We start from the raw sequence: 17,360 nt of genomic DNA on the forward strand, positions 1-17,360 counted from the left end.
CTCGATGAGTGGCTCCGGGATGCGGATGCTTCTGGCGTATGCCAACGGAAGCCCGGATTCGGACTTGTTCGGAGGACGTGACAACATGCGGTCATGTCCTCCGCACTGACCGATCTCTTCCCCTACCCGATCGTGCAGGCGCCGATGGCGGGCGGCGTCTCCGTGCCGCGGCTCGCCGCCGCGGTCTGCGAGGCGGGCGGGCTGGGATTCCTGGCCGCCGGGTACAAGACCGCGGACGGGATGTACCAGGAGATCAAGGAGCTGCGGGGGCTGACCGCACGCCCCTTCGGCGTCAACCTCTTCATGCCGCAGCCGGAGACCCCCGATCCGGCGGCGGTCGGCGTGTACGCCCACCAGCTGGCCGGGGAGGCCGCCTGGTACGAGACGGAACTCGGCGACCCCGACAGCGGCCGGGACGACGGCTACGACACCAAGCTCGCGGTGCTGCTGGACAACCCGGTACCGGTGGTCTCCTTCCACTTCGGCGTCCCGAGCACCGAGGTCGTCGACTCCCTGCACCGCGTCGGCACCTTCGCCCTGGTCGCGGCGACCACCGCGGACGAGGCCCGCGCCGTGGAGCGGTCCGGCGCCGACGCGGTGATCGCGCAGGGCGCCGAGGCCGGCGGCCACCAGGGCACCCACCGGGACAACCCGGAGACCGGCGGCGCCGGCACCGGACTGCTGTCGCTGGTCGCCCAGGTCCGGGAGGCGGTGAGCCTGCCCATCGTCGCCGCCGGCGGCATCATGCGCGGCGGTCAGATCGCCTCGGTCCTCGCGGCCGGCGCGAGCGCGGCCCAGCTGGGCACCGCCTTCCTCGCCACCCCCGAGTCCGGCGCGCACGACCTGCACAAGCAGGCGTTGACCAACCCCCTGTTCGTGCGCACCGAACTGACCCGCGCCTTCTCCGGCCGCCCCGCCCGCGGCCTGGTCAACCGCTTCCTGCGCGAGCACGGCCCCTACGCCCCCGCCGCCTACCCGGACGTGCACCACCTCACCGCCCCGCTGCGCAAGGCCGCGGCCAAGGCGGGCGACGCGCAGGGCATGGCGCTCTGGGCCGGGCAGGGCCACCGGATGGCCCGCGAGCTGCCCGCCGGACAGCTGGTGGAGGTCCTGGTGGCCGAACTCGCCGCCGCCGGGACAGCGTTGTCGCAGTACGCGACGGGAAGCGCGGGCCGATGACCGCACCGGTGTTCGTGGTCGACTCCCTCGGTCCCGAGGACCTGACCGCGGGGGAGTACGTCCTCGACGGCCCCGAGGGACGGCACGCCGTCTCCGTGAAGCGGCTGCGGTCCGGCGAGGACGTCGTCCTCACCGACGGACGCGGACACTGGGCCGAGGGCGTGGTGAAGGCCGCCGAGGGCAAGGACCGCCTGGTCGTCACGGACCTGGAGACGGTCCACGAGGAACCGCCGGAGCAGCCCCGGATCACCGTCGTCCAGGCCCTGCCCAAGGGCGACCGGGGCGAGCTGGCCGTGGAGACGATGACCGAGGTCGGCGTCGACGCGATCGTGCCCTGGGCGGCGTCCCGCTGCATCACGCAGTGGAAGGGCGAGCGCGGCCAGAAAGCGCTCGGCAAGTGGCGGGCGACGGCCCGCGAGGCCGGCAAGCAGTCCCGCCGGGTCCGTTTCCCCGACGTCGCGGACGCGGCGACCAGCAAGCAGGTTGCCTCACTTCTGGCCACCGCCGACTTCGCCGCCGTACTCCACGAGAGCGGCGACGAACCCCTGGCCGCCGCCGAACTCCCCGCCTCCGGCGACATCGTGCTGGTCGTCGGCCCCGAAGGCGGTGTCTCACCCGAGGAGTTGGCCCTCTTCGCCGAGGCCGGTGCCCGGCCCTACCGCCTGGGACGCAGCGTCCTGCGCACCTCCACCGCGGGCACCGCGGCGACCGCAGCCCTGCTGACCCGCACCGGCCGCTGGTCCTGACCGCCGGAACCGCCGCCGGAACCGATCGCCGGCCCTGACGGCCCCGGTCAGCCGTCGACGGCGGCGACCACGGCCGGGAACAACCCCCAGCCGTCCAGTTCCACCGGCCCGCGGCCGATCCCGTCCCCGGCCCCGTCCCAGGGCAGCAGCTCCCGCCGCCCCGCCTCCTCGACCAGCGCCCGTACGACACCGGGTTCGCGCAGGTTGAGCAGGTTGCCGCGGTTGTCGCCCACGCAGCCCTCGTACCAGTAGCCGCCCTCCGTGGTCCACCGGCCCGAGTCGGGGGCACACGCGAGGAACACGAACCGGACGCGAACGCCGTCCCGGTACAGCGTCAGCGCGTCGCGCCAGACGCCGTCGCGGCCCCGTTTCTGCCGGTGGCTCCAGAGGTAGGTGGTCCGTTCGTCGACGACGAGCCTGCGCTGTCTGCGGTCGTTGCCCATCCGTCCACGGTAGTGAGGAGTGGCCGTATGCGCCCTACCGCCGGTCCCGCACCGGTGGCACGCTGCCCTCCATGGGGGCATTGAGGCGGATTTGGCGTGTGGCTCCGGTGGCCGTCGGCGCGGTCGTCGCCGTCGGAGGTGTCGTCGCGTGCGAACCGGGCGGGCTCAGTTCCGCGACCGTGGCGTACACGACCGACCGGACCATGACGCGTGAACTGGAGCGGCAGAAGGCCGAGGTGCGGTGGCTCACCTGCACCGCGTCCACCGGCGGTGGCGGTACCGCGTCGCCGAGCGAGGACACCGTCGCCTCCGTCGACTGCGACGGCGAGACCGACGACGGGAAGAAGATCACCGTCGACGGCAAGGTGACCCGCGTCGTCAACGGCGCCTGTGTGCGCGGCGACCTCAAGGCCGCGGTGGACGGCAAGGAGTGGTTCCGGGTCAAGGGGCTGGGCAACTGCGACGCCACCAGCGCCCCGCCCGCGAACCGCCCCTCCCAGCAGCAGCCCGGGCCCACCGTGACCGTCACCCGGACCATCTGGTGCCCGGACGACCCGCACTGCCGCCCGGTGGAGGGCAAATAGCCCACCGGACCGGCGACCGGCAAGTGATCCAAACCTCTGTCGGCGGACCCCGCCGCTGCATAGGGTGAGGGGGTGACACAGCCCGCAGCGCCTGCCTACCTTCGCTTTCCGCACCCGCACGGCGAGTTGGTCGCCTTCACCGCCGAGGACGACGTGTGGCTCGCCCCGCTCGACGGCGGCCGGGCCTGGCGGGTCAGCGCCGACAACGTGCCGGTGAACCACCCGCGCATCACACCCGACGGCACCACGGTCGCCTGGACCTCCACCCGGGACGGCGCCCCCGAGGTGCACGTCGCCCCCGTCGACGGCGGCCGCGCCGAGCGCCTCACCCACTGGGGCAGCATCAGGACCCAGGTGCGCGGCTGGACCCCGGACGGCGAGGTCCTCGCCCTCAGCACCTACGGACAGGCCAGCCTGCGCCGCAGCTGGGCCCGCGCCGTCCCGCTCGACGGCGGACCGGCCGCCACCCTGCCGTACGGCCCCGTCGGCGACGTCGCGGACGGGCCGCACACCGTGCTGCTGTCCGCGCCGATGGGCCGCGAGGCCGCCTGGTGGAAGCGCTACCGGGGCGGCACCGCGGGCAAGTTGTGGATCGACCGCGAGGACGACGGCGAGTTCGTACGCCTCCACAGCGACCTCGACGGCAACATCGAGTACCCCTTCTGGGTCGGCGACCGGATCGCCTTCCTCTCCGACCACGAGGGCACCGGCGCCGTCTACTCCTCCCTCGCCGACGGCTCCGACCTGCGCCGCCACACTCCTCTCGACGGCTTCTACGCCCGGCACGCCGCGAGCGACGGCACCCGCGTCGTCTACTCCAGCGCCGGTGAGCTGTGGACCCTCGACGACCTCGACGGCGCCGAGCCCCGCCGACTGGACATCCGGCTCGGCGGCGCCCGCGTCGACCTCCAGTCCTACCCGCTGAACGCCGCCCGCTGGTTCGGCTCGGCGTCCCCCGACCACACGGCACGCGGCAGCGCCGTCGCCGTCCGCGGCGCCGTGCACTGGGTCACCCACCGCGCCGGACCGGCCCGCGCGCTCACGGCGACGCCCGGGGTCCGCACCCGGCTGCCCCGCACCTTCCGCGTCGACGGCGAGGAGTGGGTGGTGTGGGTGACGGACGCCGAGGGCGACGACGCCCTGGAGTTCGCGCCCGCCACCGGACTCGCGCCCGGCACCACCGCGCGGCGCCTGGCCGCCGGGCAGCTCGGCCGGGTGCTGCACCTCGCCATGGCCCCCGACGGCAGCCGTGCCGCCGTCGCCTCGCACGACGGACGGGTCCTGCTCGTCGAGCGCGAGAGCGGCGAGGTCCGCGAGGTCGACCGCAGCGAGGACGGCGACGCGTCCGGGCTGGTCTTCTCGCCCGACTCCGCCTGGCTCGCCTGGTCCCACCCCGGCCCCGACCCGCTGCGCCAGCTCAAGCTCGCCAACACCACCGACCTGTCGGTGAGCGAGGCGACGCCGCTGCGCTTCAAGGACTACGCGCCGGCCTTCACCCTGGACGGCAAGCACCTCGCCTTCCTCTCCACCCGCTCCTTCGACCCGGTCTACGACGAGCACGTCTTCGACCTGGCCTTCGTCGAGGGCGCCCGGCCGTACCTGATCACGCTCGCGGCGACCACCCCCTCGCCCTTCGGCCCGCAGCGCCACGGCCGCCCCTTCGAGACCCCGGACCGGGAGGAGACCCCCGACAGCGAGGGCACCCCGACCACCCGGATCGACATCGAGGGCCTCGCCGACCGCATCGTGCCCTTCCCGGTCGAGGCCGCCCGCTACTCCGGGCTGCGCGCCGCCAAGGACGGCGTCCTGTGGCTGCGCCACCCGCTCACCGGCGTCCTCGGCGCCTCCCGCGCCACCCCGGACACCCCCGACCCGAACACCGAGCTGGAGCGGTACGACCTCGCCCAGCAGCGCGTCGAGCACCTCGCGGGCGACGCCGACCACTTCGAGGTCAGCGGCGACGGCAAGCGGGTGCTGCTGTGGACGGACGGGCGGCTCAAGGTCGTGCCCAGCGACCGGCGGGCCTCCGGCGACGAGGACAGCGACACCAACATCAGTGTCGACCTGGGCCGGGTCCGGCAGACCGTCGACCCGGCCGCCGAGTGGCGCCAGATGTTCGACGAGACCGGCCGCATCATGCGGGACCACTTCTGGCGGGCCGACATGAACGGCGTCGACTGGGACGGCGTCCTCGACCGCTACCGGCCCGTCCTGGACCGCCTCGCCACCCACGACGACCTGGTCGACCTCCTCTGGGAGGTGCAGGGCGAACTCGGCACCTCGCACGCCTACGTCACCCCGCGCGGCGGCCACGGCTCCGGTGCCCGGCAGGGCCTGCTCGGCGCCGACCTCTCCCGGCACGAGGACGGCACCTGGCGCATCGACCGCGTCCTGCCCTCGGAGACCTCCGACCCCGACGCCCGCTCCCCGCTCGCCGCGCCCGGCGTCGCCGTGCGCGCGGGGGACGCGATCGTCGCGGTCGCCGGACAGCCCGTGGACCGGGTCACCGGACCCGGCCCGCTGCTGGTCGGCACGGCGGGCAAGGCCGTCGAGCTGACCATCTCCCCCTCCGGCGGCGGCGAACTGCGGCACGCCGTCGTCGTCCCCCTCGCCGACGAGGAGCCGCTGCGCTACCACGCGTGGGTCGCCGACCGCCGCGCCTACGTCCACGAGAAGTCCGGCGGCCGCCTCGGCTACCTGCACGTTCCCGACATGCAGGCGCCCGGCTGGGCCCAGATCCACCGCGACCTGCGCGTCGAGGTGGCCCGCGAGGGCCTGGTCGTCGACGTCCGCGAGAACCGCGGCGGGCACACCTCGCAACTGGTCGTGGAGAAGCTGGCCCGGCGCATCGTCGGCTGGGACCTGCCCCGCGGGATGCGCCCCTCCAGCTACCCCCTGGACGCGGCCCGGGGCCCCGTCGTCGCCGTCGCCAACGAGTTCTCCGGCTCCGACGGCGACATCGTCAACGCCGCCATCAAGGCACTCGGCATCGGCCCGGTCGTCGGCACCCGCACCTGGGGCGGCGTCATCGGCATCGACAGCCGCTACCGCCTGGTCGACGGCACCCTGATCACCCAGCCGAAGTACGCCTTCTGGCTGGAGGGTTACGGCTGGGGCGTGGAAAACCACGGCGTCGACCCGGATGTGGAGATCTGGCAGCGTCCCCAGGACCACGTGGCGGGCCGCGACCCCCAACTGGACGAGGCCATCAGGCTTGCCCTTGAAACACTGGAGTCGGTCCCCGCCAAAACACCGCCAGGTATCCCCACCTGAAGGGGCGCGGGGAACTGCGCAACCAGCCCCCACCGGCCCGCGGCCAAACGACTACGATGCCCCCATACCAGCCCACCTGCGAAAGGAAGCGCACGCGCATGGCAGGGGAACCCCAGGACGACTGCCTGTTCTGCAAGATCGTCGCAGGCCAGATCCCCGCGACGATCGTCCGCGACACGGACACCACCGTCGCCTTCCGCGACATAAACCCCCAGGCCCCCACCCACGTCCTGGTGATCCCCAAGGCGCACTACCGCGACGCCGCCGCGCTCGCCGCCGGTGCCCCGGACCTCGCCGCGGACGTCCTGCGCGAGACGCAGGCGGTCGCCGACCAGGAGAAACTGGACAGCTACCGGACCATCTTCAACACCGGCACCGGCGCCGGCCAGACCGTCTGGCACGCGCACGCCCACGTCCTCGGCGGCCGCGGCCTCGAATGGCCCCCCGGATAGCCCACGATGTCCGTACGTGAACTGGTCGTCCTCGGCACCGCCAGCCAGGTCCCGACCCGGCACCGCAACCACAACGGGTACCTGCTGCGCTGGGACGGCGAGGGCATCCTGTTCGACCCCGGCGAGGGCACGCAGCGCCAGATGCTGCGCGCCGGGGTCGCCGCCCACGACCTGAACCGGATCTGCGTCACCCACTTCCACGGCGACCACAGCCTGGGCCTGGCCGGTGTCATCCAGCGCGTCAACCTCGACCAGGTCCCGCACGAGATCACCGCCCACTACCCGCGCTCCGGACGCCGCTTCTTCGAGCGCCTGCGATACGCCACCGCCTACCGCGAGACGGTCGCGCTCACCGAGTCGCCGGTGGACACGGACGGGCCGCTGGCGGTCACCCCCGCCTACACCCTGGACGCCCACAAGCTGTCCCACCCCGTCGAGTCCTACGGCTACCGCCTCACCGAGCCCGACGGCCGCCGCATGCTCCCCGACCGCCTGGCCGCGCACGGCATCAAGGGCCCCGACGTCGGCCGCCTCCAGCGGGAGGGCTCGCTGAACGGCGTCCCGCTCGACGAGGTCAGCGAGGTCCGCCGCGGCCAGCGGTTCGCGTTCGTCATGGACACCCGGCTCTGCCCGGGGGTGCACGCGCTCGCCGAGGGCTGCGACCTGCTGGTGATCGAGTCCACCTTCCTCGACGAGGACGAGGCGCTCGCCACCGACCACGGCCACCTGACCGCCGGCCAGGCCGCGCGGGTCGCCCGGGACGCGGGCGTACGGCACCTGGTGCTGACCCACTTCAGCCAGCGCTACTTGGAGCCCGAGGAGTTCGAGCGGCAGGCGAGGGCCGCCGGGTTCGCGGGCGAGCTGACCGTGGCCCGCGACCTCACCCGGATCCCCGTTCCGAAACGTCGGTGAAACCGCCGTACGATGCTCTGATGTCCCTGCCCAAAGCTGAACTGCACCTCCACATCGAAGGCACCCTGGAGCCGGAGCTGGCCTTCGAGCTGGCCGCCCGCAACAGCGTGCCCCTGCCGTACGCCGACGAGGACGCGCTGCGCGAGGCGTACCGGTTCGAGGACCTCCAGTCCTTCCTGAACCTGTACTACGAACTGATGGCCGTCCTGCGCACCGAGCGGGACTTCGAGGACCTCGCCAACGCCTACCTCGCCCGCGCCGCCGCGCAGGGCGTCCGGCACGCGGAGATCTTCTTCGACCCGCAGGCCCACCTCGCCCGGGGCGTGGAGATGGGCACGGTCGTGGAGGGGCTGTGGCGGGCGCTGGGCCGCAGCCGGGAGAACCACGGTGTCTCCACCCGGCTGATCATGTGCTTCCTGCGCGACGAGTCCGCCGAGTCGGCGATGCGGACCCTGGATGCCGCGGGGCCGTACCTCGACCGCATCACCGGCGTCGGCCTGGACTCCGCCGAGGTGGGTCACCCGCCGGTCAAGTTCCGCGAGGTGTACGAGGCCGCCGCCGCGCTCGGGCTGCGCCGGGTCGCGCACGCGGGCGAGGAAGGGCCGCCGGAGTACGTCACCGAGGCCCTGGACGTCCTGGGCGTCGAGCGCGTCGACCACGGGCTGCGCTCGCTGGAGGACCCGGCGCTGGTGGCGCGGCTGGTGCGCGACCGCGTCCCGCTGACCCTGTGCCCGCTCTCCAACGTCCGGCTGCGCACGGTCGACACCCTCGCCGACCACCCCCTGCCGGCGATGCTCGACGCGGGCCTCATGTGCACCGTCAACTCCGACGACCCGGCCTACTTCGGCGGCTACGCGGGCGACAACTTCGACGCCGTGCGCCTGGCCCTCGGCCTCACCGAGGAGCGGCTGCGGGAACTGGCCCGCAACTCGTTCCTCGCCTCCTTCCTGGAGGACGACGAGGAACTGCGGGCGCGCTGTCTGGCCGAGGTGGCGGAGTACACCTTCCCCACCGGGTGACGCGCCCCACCGGGTGACGCGCCCCACCGGGTGACGCGCCCCGCCGGGTGACGCGGCGGCATCGCACCGGTCGGCCGCACCATTGACGCCTCGGGGTCGGCTCTCTAATCTCGATCTCTATATGTGGATTGCGTCTACATATGGAGACGACCCCGTTCGCCGCCGGACTCGACCTCCCAGGAGCCGCCCCGTGACCGCCGACCTCACCATCACGGCCGTCCACCTCACGCCGATCCTCGTGGCGGACCCTCCGCTGCTCAACACGCAGGGCGTGCATCAGCCGTACACCCCCCGTCTGATCATCGAGGTCGAGACCGCCGACGGGGTCACCGGCATCGGCGAGACCTACGGCGACGCCAAATACCTGGAACTGGCCCGGCCCTTCGCCGAGAAGCTGGTCGGCCGTCAGGTCAGTGACCTGAACGGCCTGTTCAACGCCGCCGACGAGGTCGCCGTCGACGGCTCCCGGGTCTCCGCCCAGGTCGACGTCGGCGGGCTGCGCGGCGTCCAGACCGCCGACAAGCTGCGCCTGTCCGTCGTCTCCGGCTTCGAGGTCGCCTGCCTGGACGCCCTCGGCAAGGCGCTCGGCCTGCCCGTGCACGCGCTGCTGGGCGGCAAGGTCCGCGACTCCGTCGAGTACAGCGCCTACCTGTTCTACAAGTGGGCCGCCCACCCCGAGGGCGTCGCCGCCGAACGGGACGACTGGGGCGCCGCCGTCGACCCGGCCGGCGTGGTCGCACAGGCCCGCGCCTTCACCGAGCGGTACGGCTTCACCTCCTTCAAGCTCAAGGGCGGTGTCTTCCCGCCCGACGAGGAGATCGCCGCGATCAGGGCGCTCGCCGCCGCCTTCCCCGGACATCCGCTGCGCCTGGACCCCAACGGCGCCTGGTCCGTGGAGACCTCGCTCCGGGTCGCCGAGGAACTCGGGGACGTCCTGGAGTACCTGGAGGACCCCGCGCTCGGCACGCCGGCCATGGCCGAGGTCGCCGCGAAGACCGGGGTGCCGCTCGCCACCAACATGTGTGTGACGACGTTCGCCGAGATCCAGGAGGCGTTCACCAAGGGCGCCGTCCAGGTCGTGCTCTCCGACCACCACTACTGGGGCGGGCTGCGCAACACCCAGCAGCTCGCCGCCGTCTGCCGGACCTTCGGCGTCGGCGTGTCCATGCACTCCAACACCCACCTCGGGATCAGCCTCGCCGCCATGACCCACGTCGCGGCCACCGTCCCGAACCTGCACCACGCCTGCGACTCCCACTACCCCTGGCAGTCCGAGGACGTGCTCACCGAACGGCTCGTCTTCGACGGCGGCCGCGTCACCGTCTCCGACGCCCCCGGCCTCGGTGTCGAACTCGACCGCGACCGCCTCGCGTTCCTGCACCGGCGCTGGCTCGACGACGACGGCACCCTGCGCGACCGCGACGACGCCGCCGCGATGCGGGTGGCCGACCCGGACTGGGCCACCCCGTCCGTGCCGCGCTGGTAGGGCACCGGGGATTGTCGGTGGCGTGGTGCACACTGGCGGGATCCGCACCATGCCAGGGAGCGCACCGTGACAGCGTCCACCGTGTCCACCGCGTCCGACGTGCCTGCCATGCCCGCCATGCCGGCCGACGCGAGAACACATCGCCACGCCCAGGACGAGGAATCGCACCGCCGGTCCAGGGTTGATCCGCTCGCCGCGCTGCGCGGCCCGCAGGACCCGCCCTGGGACGTGTATCTGACCGGCACCGTCTTCCTCGACGTCGTCTTCACCGGGCTCGACTCCGCACCGGTGCGCGGGACCGAGTCCTGGGCCCGCGGGATGGGGTCGAGCCCCGGCGGCATCGCCAACATGGCGACCGCGCTGGCCCGCCTCGGCCTGCGCACCTCGCTCGCCGCGGCCTTCGGCGACGACCACTACGGCGACTACTGCTGGGACGCCCTGGCCCAGGGCGAGGGCATCGACCTCGGCTCCTCGCGCACCGTTCCGGGCTGGCACTCGCCGGTGACGGTCTCGATGGCGTACGAGGGGGAGCGCACGATGGTCTCCCACGGCCACGAGCCGCCGCCGGAGGAGCCGTCCCCCGACTGCCCGCCGCGTGCGCGCGCCGCCGTCGCCTCCCTCACGCCCGGCGTGAGCGCCCCCTGGATCGCCCAGGCCGCCGCCCGCGGCACCCGCGTTTTCGCCGACGTCGGCTGGGACGACACCGGCGCCTGGGACCTGGCCGGGCTGTCCGACCTGGCGCACTGCGAGGCCTTCCTGCCCAACGCGGAGGAGGCCATGCGCTACACCGGCGCCACCTGCCCGCGCGCCGCGGCGCACGCCCTGACCGAGCACGTGCCGCTCGCCGTGGTCACCCTCGGCGCGGAGGGCGCGTACGCGGTGGACCGGCGGACGGGGGAGAGCGCCGAGGTCCCGGCCATCGAGGTGGAGGCCCTGGACCCGACCGGTGCGGGGGACGTCTTCGTGGCCGGGTTCGTCACCGGCACGCTGGCCGGCTGGCCCCTGGCCGACCGGCTCGCCTTCGCGGGCCTGACCGCCGCCCTCTCCGTCCAGGAGTTCGGCGGCTCCCTGTCGGCGCCCGGCTGGGGCGAGATCGCCACCTGGTGGCGCAAGGTCCAGTCGGTCCAGGGCCAGAACCCCACGGCCCTGCGCCGCTACGCGTTCCTCGCCGCCCTGCTCCCCGACGACCCACCCGCCGCCTGGCCCCTGCGCCGAGCCGTCCCGACGATCGGCTTCCGCCCCCCGTCCTGACCGCCCGAGCCCGCCCGCTCAGAACCCCAGCCGCCGCAGCTGCTTGGGGTCGCGCTGCCAGTCCTTCGCGACCTTCACGTGGAGATCGAGGAAGACGGGCGTGCCGAGGAGGGCCTCGATCTGTTTGCGGGACTTGATGCCGACGTCCTTCAGGCGCTTGCCCTTGGGGCCGATGATGATGCCCTTCTGGCTGGGGCGTTCGATGAAAACGTTGGCGTGGATGTCCAGGAGCGGCTTGTCGGCGGGGCGGTCCTCGCGCGGGAGCATCTCCTCGACGACCACCGCGATGGAGTGCGGCAGCTCGTCCCGTACGCCCTCCAGCGCGGCCTCCCGGATCAGCTCGGCGACCATGACCTGCTCGGGCTCGTCGGTGAGGTCGCCCTCGGGGTAGAGCGCGGGGCCCTCGGGCAGCAGCGGGGTCAGCAGGTCCGCGAGCAGGTCCACCTGCTTGTTCCCGGTGGCCGACACCGGGACGATCTCCGCCCAGGTGATGCCCAGTTCCTCGCCGAGCCGGTCGATCGCGATCAGCTGCTCGGCCAGGGTCTTGCCGTCCACCAGGTCGGTCTTCGTGACGATCGCGACCTTCGGCGTCTTCCGGATCCCCGCCAGCTCCTTGGCGATGAAGCGGTCACCGGGGCCCAGCTTCTCGTTGGCCGGCAGACAGAAACCGATGACGTCCACCTCGGCCCACGTCGTGCGCACCACGTCGTTCAGCCGCTCGCCCAGCAGCGTGCGCGGCTTGTGCAGCCCAGGGGTGTCCACCAGGATCAGCTGGGCCTCCTCGCGGTGCACGATGCCCCGCACGGTGTGCCGCGTGGTCTGCGGACGGTTCGAGGTGATCGCCACCTTCTGCCCGACCAGAGCGTTCGTGAGGGTGGACTTGCCCGCGTTGGGGCGGCCCACGAAGCAGGCGAAGCCGGCCCGGTGAACAGTCTCGGCCGGTTCTTCGGATGACTGGGTACGAACGCTCATGGCGCCCATTGTCCCTGATCCCCGGAGCCCCGCCGTACCAAGGTCGTCGGCAGGGCCGTCCTCAGCCCGCGCTCACCGTGTCGCGGACCGTCCCGTCCGGCGAGGCGACCAGCACCGGCGTCCCGGGACCGCCCAGGTCCCGTACCGCCGCCCGGTCCTCCGCCGACGCCGACTCCGCCTCGGTCACCACGGCCGCCGCCTCCAGGGACTTCGCGCCGGACGCCACCGCCATCGCCACCGCCGTACGCAGTGCGCTCAGCTTCAGCGAGTCCAGGGCCACGGTCCCGGCGACGTAGGTGCGTCCGGTCTCGTCGCGCACGGCCGCCCCCTCGGGCACACCGTTGCGGGCCCGAGCGGAACGGGCCAGGGTGACGATCTTGCGGTCCTCGGGGTCGAGGGCGGGAGTCTCGGTCATGGATGGAGCATACGTAGCCCGGTCGTACACGTCCCAGCCGCCCGCCCGCTCAACCCGCCACCGGGTACATCGCCCCGCGCCGGCCCTCCGGCGAGGCCAGCCACTCCAGCTTCGCCGCGCTGTTCACCTCGTCCAGCGGCGTGTGCAGCACGATCGTCAGATCCGGCCGCGCGGGCACCTTCAGGGCCGTCGACTCCAGGTTGAGCAGCCCCACCAGCGGATGCTCAAGCTCCTTGCGGATCTGCCCGGCGTCCTCGATGTCCCGCTCCTCCCACAGCGCCGCGAACTCGTCACTGGCCGCCGTCAGCTCCGCGAGCACCTGCTGGAAACCCTCGTCGTCGGGGCTGGCCGCGCAGGCGGCGCGGAACTGGGCGACGACCGTGCGCGCGTTTTCTCGCCAGCTGAGGGCCCGTGCCCGGTACAGCGGATCGGTGAAGAAGTCGACGATGCAGTTCCACGCCCTGCCCGGCCGCATGCCCAGCACCGTCGCCGCCGCGTCGTTGTACATCACGCAGTTGTAGTACCGGTCCATGATGTGCGCCGGGTACGGCATCCACGTGTCGATCAGCCGCCGCAGCCCGTCGCACATGTCCCGCTTCGCCGGCTCCACCTCGGCCGCGGGCGGGTTCAGCCCCGCCAGCATGTATAGGTGCCGGCGCTCGGCGTTGGTGAGCCGCAGCACCCGGCCGACCGCGTCCAGGACCTGCGGCGAGACGGAGATGTCCCGGCCCTGCTCCAGCCACTGGTACCAGGAGGCGCCCACCCCGGCGAGCACCGCCACCTCCTCGCGGCGCAGCCCCGGTGTCCGGCGCCGCGCCCCGCCGTCCGGCAGGCCCGCCTCGGCCGGGGAGACCCGGGCCCGCCGGCTCATCAGGAACTCGCGCAGCTCACTGCGGCGCCGGCCCCGGCCCGACCCCGCCTCGGACCGCACGATCATGTCCGGCACGTCCGTACTCCCCCTGTCGTCATGCTGGTGGTGCCACCACCAGGACAACTGGTCGCTCCCCACGTCTATTCCGGCACCCGCAGGCTGCTTGCCATGGCGATCGACACCACCCCGACCACAACCCCGCCCACCGACGTGGCCCCGGCCGCGTCCGCCCGGCTCTCGTCCCGCGACCGGCTCGTCCTGTTCGTGCTCTGCGCGGCCCAGTTCATGGTCGCGCTCGACTTCTCCGTTCTGAACGTCGCGCTGCCCGTCCTCGGCCCGGACCTCGGCATGAGCCCCTCCGCCCTCCAGTGGGCGGTCACGGCGTTCGCGCTGCCGTCCGGCGGGTTCCTGCTGCTCTTCGGCCGCATGGGCGACCTGTACGGGCGCCGCCGGCTCTTCCTCGCCGGCCTCGCGCTCTTCGCCGCCGCCTCCCTGCTGGCGACCTTCGCCTGGGACCCGGCCTCGTTCCTCGCCGGACGCGCCCTCCAGGGCCTCGGCGCGGCGGCCATCGTGCCGACCGGCATGTCCCTGCTGACGACGACCTTCCCGGAGGGCCCGGCGCGCGCCCGCGCCCTCGGCATCTCCGGCACCCTGCTCTCGCTGGGCTTCACGGTCGGCATGGTGGCCGGCGGCGTTCTGACCGATCTGCTCGGCTGGCGCTCGACGATGGGCCTGCTCGCCCTCTTCGCCGTGATCGTGCTGCCGCTCGCCCCGGGCCTGCTGCCCGAGTCGCGGACCCCGGACCGCCCCCGCCTGGACGTCCCCGGTGCGGTCACCGTCACCGGCGGCCTGCTCTCCCTGATCTACGCCCTGTCCACGGCCGCCGAACACGGCTTCGGCCGCGCCGACGTCCTGGTCACCCTCGGCGCGGGCCTGCTGCTGCTCACGGCCTTCGGCGTCGTCGAGTCCCGCACCGCAGCTCCGCTGGTCTCCCTGCCGATGCTGCGCCGCCGCACGGTCGCGTGGGGCAACGTGGGCGGACTGGTCACCTTCTCGATGATGTCGACCGTGGTCTTCGTGCTCACCCTGTACCTCCAGGAGGTCCTGGGCCTGAGCGCCTTCGAGACCGGCCTCGTCTTCGGCGTGCAGGGTGTCCTGTCGGTGGTGGCCGGCTCGTACGCCCCGCGCGTGATCAACCGCTTCGGCGCCCGCCGCACCCTGGCCGGCTCACTTGCCGGGCAGGGCCTGCTGGGCCTGTCGCTGCTCGGGCTCGGGGACGGCGGCGGGTCGGTGTGGCTGGCCACCGCGGCCGTCTCCCTGGCCAGCATGTGCCACCTGGGCGCGATCATCTCCTACGGCCTGACGGTCACCTCGGGCGTCCCCGACGAGGAGCAGGGCCTGGCGACCGGCCTGGTCACCTCCACGCAGCAGGTCGGCATGACCGTCGGCGTCCCGCTGCTGGGCGTCCTGGCCACCACCTCGGCGGACCTGGAGTCCGGCGTGCACACGGTGCTGCTGCTGGACGCGGCGATCGTGCTGGCGACGGCGGTGCTGGTCGCGGCCGGACTGCGGACCCGGCGGCCGGCGGGCTCAGGGACGGTCGAGGCGGAGGCGGTCCGCGCGCGGTAGACCCGCGACCACCAGGTCGTACGAGTCCTCGACCAGCTCCCGGACGACGCGGTCCGGGAGTCCGCCGTCGGCGGTCACCGTGTTCCAGTGCCGTTTGTTCATGTGATAGCCGGGGACGATCAGGCCCGGATGCTCGCCCCGCAGCCGGAGCGCGTCGTCCGGGTCGCACTTGAGGTTGACCGTGAGCGGGCGTCCGTCCAGCGAGGACAGCGCGAACATCTTCCCCAGCACCTTGAAGACCGAGGTCTCCGGGTTGAAGGGGAAGTCCTCCACCGAGGCGTTGAAGGACAGGCAGAAGTCGCGCAGCTCCTCGGGACTCACTCCGCCGCCGCCTCCTTCGGGGCCTCCGCGGCGCCCACCGGCTCCGCCAGCACCGTCACGATCTTGTTCCGGCGGCCCGCCGCGGCCTCCGCGGTCAGCCGCAGTTCCCGCCCGTCGGGCAGCTCGACGATCGAGGAGGCGCCGGCGATCGGCACCCTGCCCAGCGCCTTCGCCAGCAGACCGCCCACCGTCTCCACGTCCTCGTCGTCGAACGCCTCCAGGCCGTACAGCTCGCCCAGGTCGCCGATGTCGAGGCGCGCGGTGACCCGGAAGCGGTCCCCGCCCAGCTCCTCGACCGGCGGCAGCTCCCGGTCGTACTCGTCGGTGATCTCGCCGACGATCTCCTCCAGGATGTCCTCGATGGTGACGATGCCGGCCGTGCCGCCGTACTCGTCGATGACGACGGCGACGTGGCTGCGCTCCTTCTGCATCTCGCGCAGCAGGTCACCGGCGTTCTTGGTGTCGGGCACGAAGGTCGCCGGGCGCATCGCGGTGGAGACCAGGTCGCTCTCCGCCTCCCGGCTGATGTGCGTCCGGCGGACCAGGTCCTTCAGGTACACGATGCCGACGATGTCGTCCTCGCTGTCCCCGGTGACCGGGATCCGCGAGAAACCCGAGCGCAGGGCGAGGGTGAGCGCCTGCCGGATGGTCTTGTAGCGCTCGATCACCACGAGGTCGGTGCGCGGGACCATGACCTCGCGGACGAGGGTGTCGCCCAGCTCGAACACCGAGTGCACCATGCGGCGCTCCTCGGCCTCGATCAGGGACTCCTTCTCGGCGTAGTCGACCAGCGCGCGCAGCTCCGCCTCGGAGGCGAAGGGGCCGCGGCGGAAGCCCTTGCCGGGGGTGAGCGCGTTGCCGATGAGGATCAGCAGCGACGGGATCGGGCCCATGATCCGGGCCAGCGGCACCAGCACGTACGCCGCGGCCGTCGCCGTGTTCAGCGGGTGCTGGCGGCCGATGGTGCGCGGGGAGACCCCGACGGCGACGTACGAGACGAGCACCATCACCGCGATGGCGATCAGCAGGGCCTCGGTGGTGTTGGCGAACTCCTGCAGGCAGGCGTACGCGACCAGCGCCGCGGCCGCCATCTCGCAGGCGACGCGGACCAGCAGCGCCACGTTGAGATAGCGCGTCGGGTCCCCGGCGACCTTGGCGAGCTTCTCGCCGCCGCGCCGCCCGGACCGTACCGCCTCCTCGGCCCGGAAGCTGGAGACGCGCGCCAGGCCCGCCTCCGCGCAGGCGGCGAGCCAGGCGACCACGACCAGGGCCACGGCGCCCGCGACCAGGGGGAGGCTCATGAGACGGTCGGGGCCGGAGACGGGCCGGTCAGGCCCCGCTCCGCACGCCAGCCGTCCACGATGGCGGCCTGGAGACCGAACATCTCGGCCTTCTCGTCCGGCTCCTCGTGGTCGTAGCCCAGCAGGTGCAGCACCCCGTGGACGGTCAGGAGCTGGAGCTCCTCGTCCATGGAGTGCTGCGTCGGCGCCTCGGTGCCCTGCTTGGCGGCGACCTCCGGGCAGAGCACGATGTCGCCGAGCAGCCCCTGCGGCGGCTCGTCCTCCTCCTTGGCGGGCGGGCGCAGCTCGTCCATCGGGAAGGACATCACGTCCGTCGGACCGGGCAGGTCCATCCACTGGATGTGCAGCTGCTCCATGGCGCCGTCGTCCACGACGATCACCGAGAGCTCGGAGAGCGGGTGGATGCGCATCCGCGCGAGCGCGTAGCGGGCGATGTCGAGGATCGCCTGCTCGTCGACCTCGGTTCCGGACTCGTTGTTGACGTCGATCGACATGGTCGTGCTGGT

The 17,360-nt window shown here is 73.1% G+C and carries 17 protein-coding genes; 10 read left to right on the forward strand and 7 right to left on the reverse strand.

The annotated features are described in order from the left end of the window. The first annotated feature begins 93 nt into the window (after positions 1-93). The gene (locus tag ACFC1X_RS05490) at positions 94-1,179 is read left to right on the forward strand and encodes a nitronate monooxygenase (RefSeq protein ID WP_376348989.1); all 1,086 of its coding nucleotides are present in this window, start codon (positions 94-96) and stop codon (positions 1,177-1,179) included. After that, positions 1,176-1,925 carry a 16S rRNA (uracil(1498)-N(3))-methyltransferase gene (locus ACFC1X_RS05495; protein ID WP_376348990.1) on the forward strand — a complete coding sequence of 250 codons (750 nt, stop codon included), beginning with the start codon at positions 1,176-1,178 and terminating at the stop codon, positions 1,923-1,925. The genes ACFC1X_RS05490 and ACFC1X_RS05495 overlap by 4 nt, the downstream gene beginning before the upstream one ends. Before the next feature lie 47 nt (positions 1,926-1,972). On the opposite strand, the gene ACFC1X_RS05500 is transcribed toward ACFC1X_RS05495, so the two are convergent. Then, entirely contained in the window at positions 1,973-2,368 is a 396-nt protein-coding gene (locus tag ACFC1X_RS05500; protein ID WP_376348991.1) for a hypothetical protein, read from the reverse strand. A gap of 71 nt (positions 2,369-2,439) precedes the next feature. On the opposite strand from ACFC1X_RS05500, the gene ACFC1X_RS05505 reads away from it, so the two are divergent. From ACFC1X_RS05505 to ACFC1X_RS05535, 7 genes are all read left to right on the forward strand, one after another. Further along, entirely contained in the window at positions 2,440-2,952 is a 513-nt protein-coding gene (locus tag ACFC1X_RS05505; protein WP_376348992.1) for a hypothetical protein, read from the forward strand. A 72-nt stretch (positions 2,953-3,024) separates the two neighbouring features. After that, on the forward strand, positions 3,025-6,225 hold the full coding sequence (locus tag ACFC1X_RS05510; protein WP_376348994.1) for a S41 family peptidase: 3,201 nt from the start codon (positions 3,025-3,027) through the stop codon (positions 6,223-6,225). Between the two features lie 98 nt (positions 6,226-6,323). Beyond that, on the forward strand, positions 6,324-6,677 hold the full coding sequence (locus tag ACFC1X_RS05515) for a histidine triad nucleotide-binding protein (RefSeq protein WP_376348995.1): 354 nt from the start codon (positions 6,324-6,326) through the stop codon (positions 6,675-6,677). A gap of 6 nt (positions 6,678-6,683) precedes the next feature. Beyond that, entirely contained in the window at positions 6,684-7,589 is a 906-nt protein-coding gene (locus tag ACFC1X_RS05520; protein WP_376348997.1) for a ribonuclease Z, read from the forward strand. A 20-nt stretch (positions 7,590-7,609) separates the two neighbouring features. Beyond that, positions 7,610-8,608, forward strand: a complete 999-nt coding sequence (locus ACFC1X_RS05525; RefSeq protein WP_376348999.1) for an adenosine deaminase — start codon at positions 7,610-7,612, stop codon at positions 8,606-8,608. A 190-nt stretch (positions 8,609-8,798) separates the two neighbouring features. Then, the gene (locus ACFC1X_RS05530; RefSeq protein WP_376349000.1) at positions 8,799-10,094 is read left to right on the forward strand and encodes a glucarate dehydratase family protein; all 1,296 of its coding nucleotides are present in this window, start codon (positions 8,799-8,801) and stop codon (positions 10,092-10,094) included. Between the two features lie 117 nt (positions 10,095-10,211). Then, a complete protein-coding gene (locus ACFC1X_RS05535) occupies positions 10,212-11,345 on the forward strand; it encodes a carbohydrate kinase family protein (RefSeq protein WP_376349775.1) in 1,134 nt (377 codons plus the stop codon). A gap of 18 nt (positions 11,346-11,363) precedes the next feature. Here ACFC1X_RS05535 and era read toward each other — a convergent pair whose 3' ends face one another. The 3 genes from era to ACFC1X_RS05550 form a co-directional block, all read right to left on the reverse strand. After that, the gene (gene era / locus ACFC1X_RS05540) at positions 11,364-12,317 is read right to left on the reverse strand and encodes a GTPase Era (protein WP_161341751.1); all 954 of its coding nucleotides are present in this window, start codon (positions 12,315-12,317) and stop codon (positions 11,364-11,366) included. 61 nt (positions 12,318-12,378) lie between these two features. Beyond that, positions 12,379-12,732, reverse strand: coding sequence for a cytidine deaminase (locus ACFC1X_RS05545; protein ID WP_376349002.1), 354 nt, complete (start codon positions 12,730-12,732; stop codon positions 12,379-12,381). A gap of 49 nt (positions 12,733-12,781) precedes the next feature. After that, a complete protein-coding gene (locus ACFC1X_RS05550) occupies positions 12,782-13,669 on the reverse strand; it encodes a helix-turn-helix transcriptional regulator (protein ID WP_376349776.1) in 888 nt (295 codons plus the stop codon). Between the two features lie 102 nt (positions 13,670-13,771). Here ACFC1X_RS05550 and ACFC1X_RS05555 point away from each other — a divergent pair, with 102 nt between their 5' ends. Next, entirely contained in the window at positions 13,772-15,232 is a 1,461-nt protein-coding gene (locus tag ACFC1X_RS05555; protein ID WP_376349004.1) for an MFS transporter, read from the forward strand. Here ACFC1X_RS05555 and ACFC1X_RS05560 read toward each other — a convergent pair. From ACFC1X_RS05560 to ybeY, 3 genes are read right to left on the reverse strand one after another with little or no spacing between them, the layout of a single operon-like run. Then, complete coding sequence (locus ACFC1X_RS05560) at positions 15,194-15,553, reverse strand: MmcQ/YjbR family DNA-binding protein (RefSeq protein ID WP_376349005.1); 360 nt, start codon at positions 15,551-15,553, stop codon at positions 15,194-15,196. The two genes, ACFC1X_RS05555 and ACFC1X_RS05560, sit on opposite strands and share 39 nt — an antisense overlap. After that, the gene (locus ACFC1X_RS05565; RefSeq protein ID WP_376349007.1) at positions 15,550-16,854 is read right to left on the reverse strand and encodes a hemolysin family protein; all 1,305 of its coding nucleotides are present in this window, start codon (positions 16,852-16,854) and stop codon (positions 15,550-15,552) included. Before ACFC1X_RS05565 ends, ACFC1X_RS05560 begins: the two co-directional genes overlap by 4 nt. Continuing rightward, complete coding sequence (ybeY, locus tag ACFC1X_RS05570; protein WP_161329487.1) at positions 16,851-17,348, reverse strand: rRNA maturation RNase YbeY; 498 nt, start codon at positions 17,346-17,348, stop codon at positions 16,851-16,853. The genes ACFC1X_RS05565 and ybeY overlap by 4 nt, the downstream gene beginning before the upstream one ends. Between the last annotated feature and the right edge of the window lie 12 nt (positions 17,349-17,360).

The sequence above is a fragment of the Streptomyces sp. NPDC056128 genome, assembly GCF_042263835.1.
Classification (GTDB): domain Bacteria; phylum Actinomycetota; class Actinomycetes; order Streptomycetales; family Streptomycetaceae; genus Streptomyces.

Bases quoted from the DNA above. Each gene is read 5' to 3' on its own strand.
- ACFC1X_RS05490 (WP_376348989.1), top strand. From the start codon at position 94: ATGTCCTCCGCACTGACCGATCTCTTCCCCTACCCGATCGTGCAGGCG.
- ACFC1X_RS05495 (WP_376348990.1), top strand. From the start codon at position 1,176: ATGACCGCACCGGTGTTCGTGGTCGACTCCCTCGGTCCCGAGGACCTG.
- ACFC1X_RS05500 (WP_376348991.1), bottom strand. From the start codon at position 2,368: ATGGGCAACGACCGCAGACAGCGCAGGCTCGTCGTCGACGAACGGACC.
- ACFC1X_RS05505 (WP_376348992.1), top strand. From the start codon at position 2,440: ATGGGGGCATTGAGGCGGATTTGGCGTGTGGCTCCGGTGGCCGTCGGC.
- ACFC1X_RS05515 (WP_376348995.1), top strand. From the start codon at position 6,324: ATGGCAGGGGAACCCCAGGACGACTGCCTGTTCTGCAAGATCGTCGCA.
- ACFC1X_RS05520 (WP_376348997.1), top strand. From the start codon at position 6,684: ATGTCCGTACGTGAACTGGTCGTCCTCGGCACCGCCAGCCAGGTCCCG.
- ACFC1X_RS05525 (WP_376348999.1), top strand. From the start codon at position 7,610: ATGTCCCTGCCCAAAGCTGAACTGCACCTCCACATCGAAGGCACCCTG.
- ACFC1X_RS05535 (WP_376349775.1), top strand. From the start codon at position 10,212: ATGCCGGCCGACGCGAGAACACATCGCCACGCCCAGGACGAGGAATCG.
- era (WP_161341751.1), bottom strand. From the start codon at position 12,317: ATGAGCGTTCGTACCCAGTCATCCGAAGAACCGGCCGAGACTGTTCAC.
- ACFC1X_RS05545 (WP_376349002.1), bottom strand. From the start codon at position 12,732: ATGACCGAGACTCCCGCCCTCGACCCCGAGGACCGCAAGATCGTCACC.
- ACFC1X_RS05550 (WP_376349776.1), bottom strand. From the start codon at position 13,669: ATGATCGTGCGGTCCGAGGCGGGGTCGGGCCGGGGCCGGCGCCGCAGT.
- ACFC1X_RS05555 (WP_376349004.1), top strand. From the start codon at position 13,772: ATGGCGATCGACACCACCCCGACCACAACCCCGCCCACCGACGTGGCC.
- ACFC1X_RS05565 (WP_376349007.1), bottom strand. From the start codon at position 16,854: ATGAGCCTCCCCCTGGTCGCGGGCGCCGTGGCCCTGGTCGTGGTCGCC.
- ybeY (WP_161329487.1), bottom strand. From the start codon at position 17,348: ATGTCGATCGACGTCAACAACGAGTCCGGAACCGAGGTCGACGAGCAG.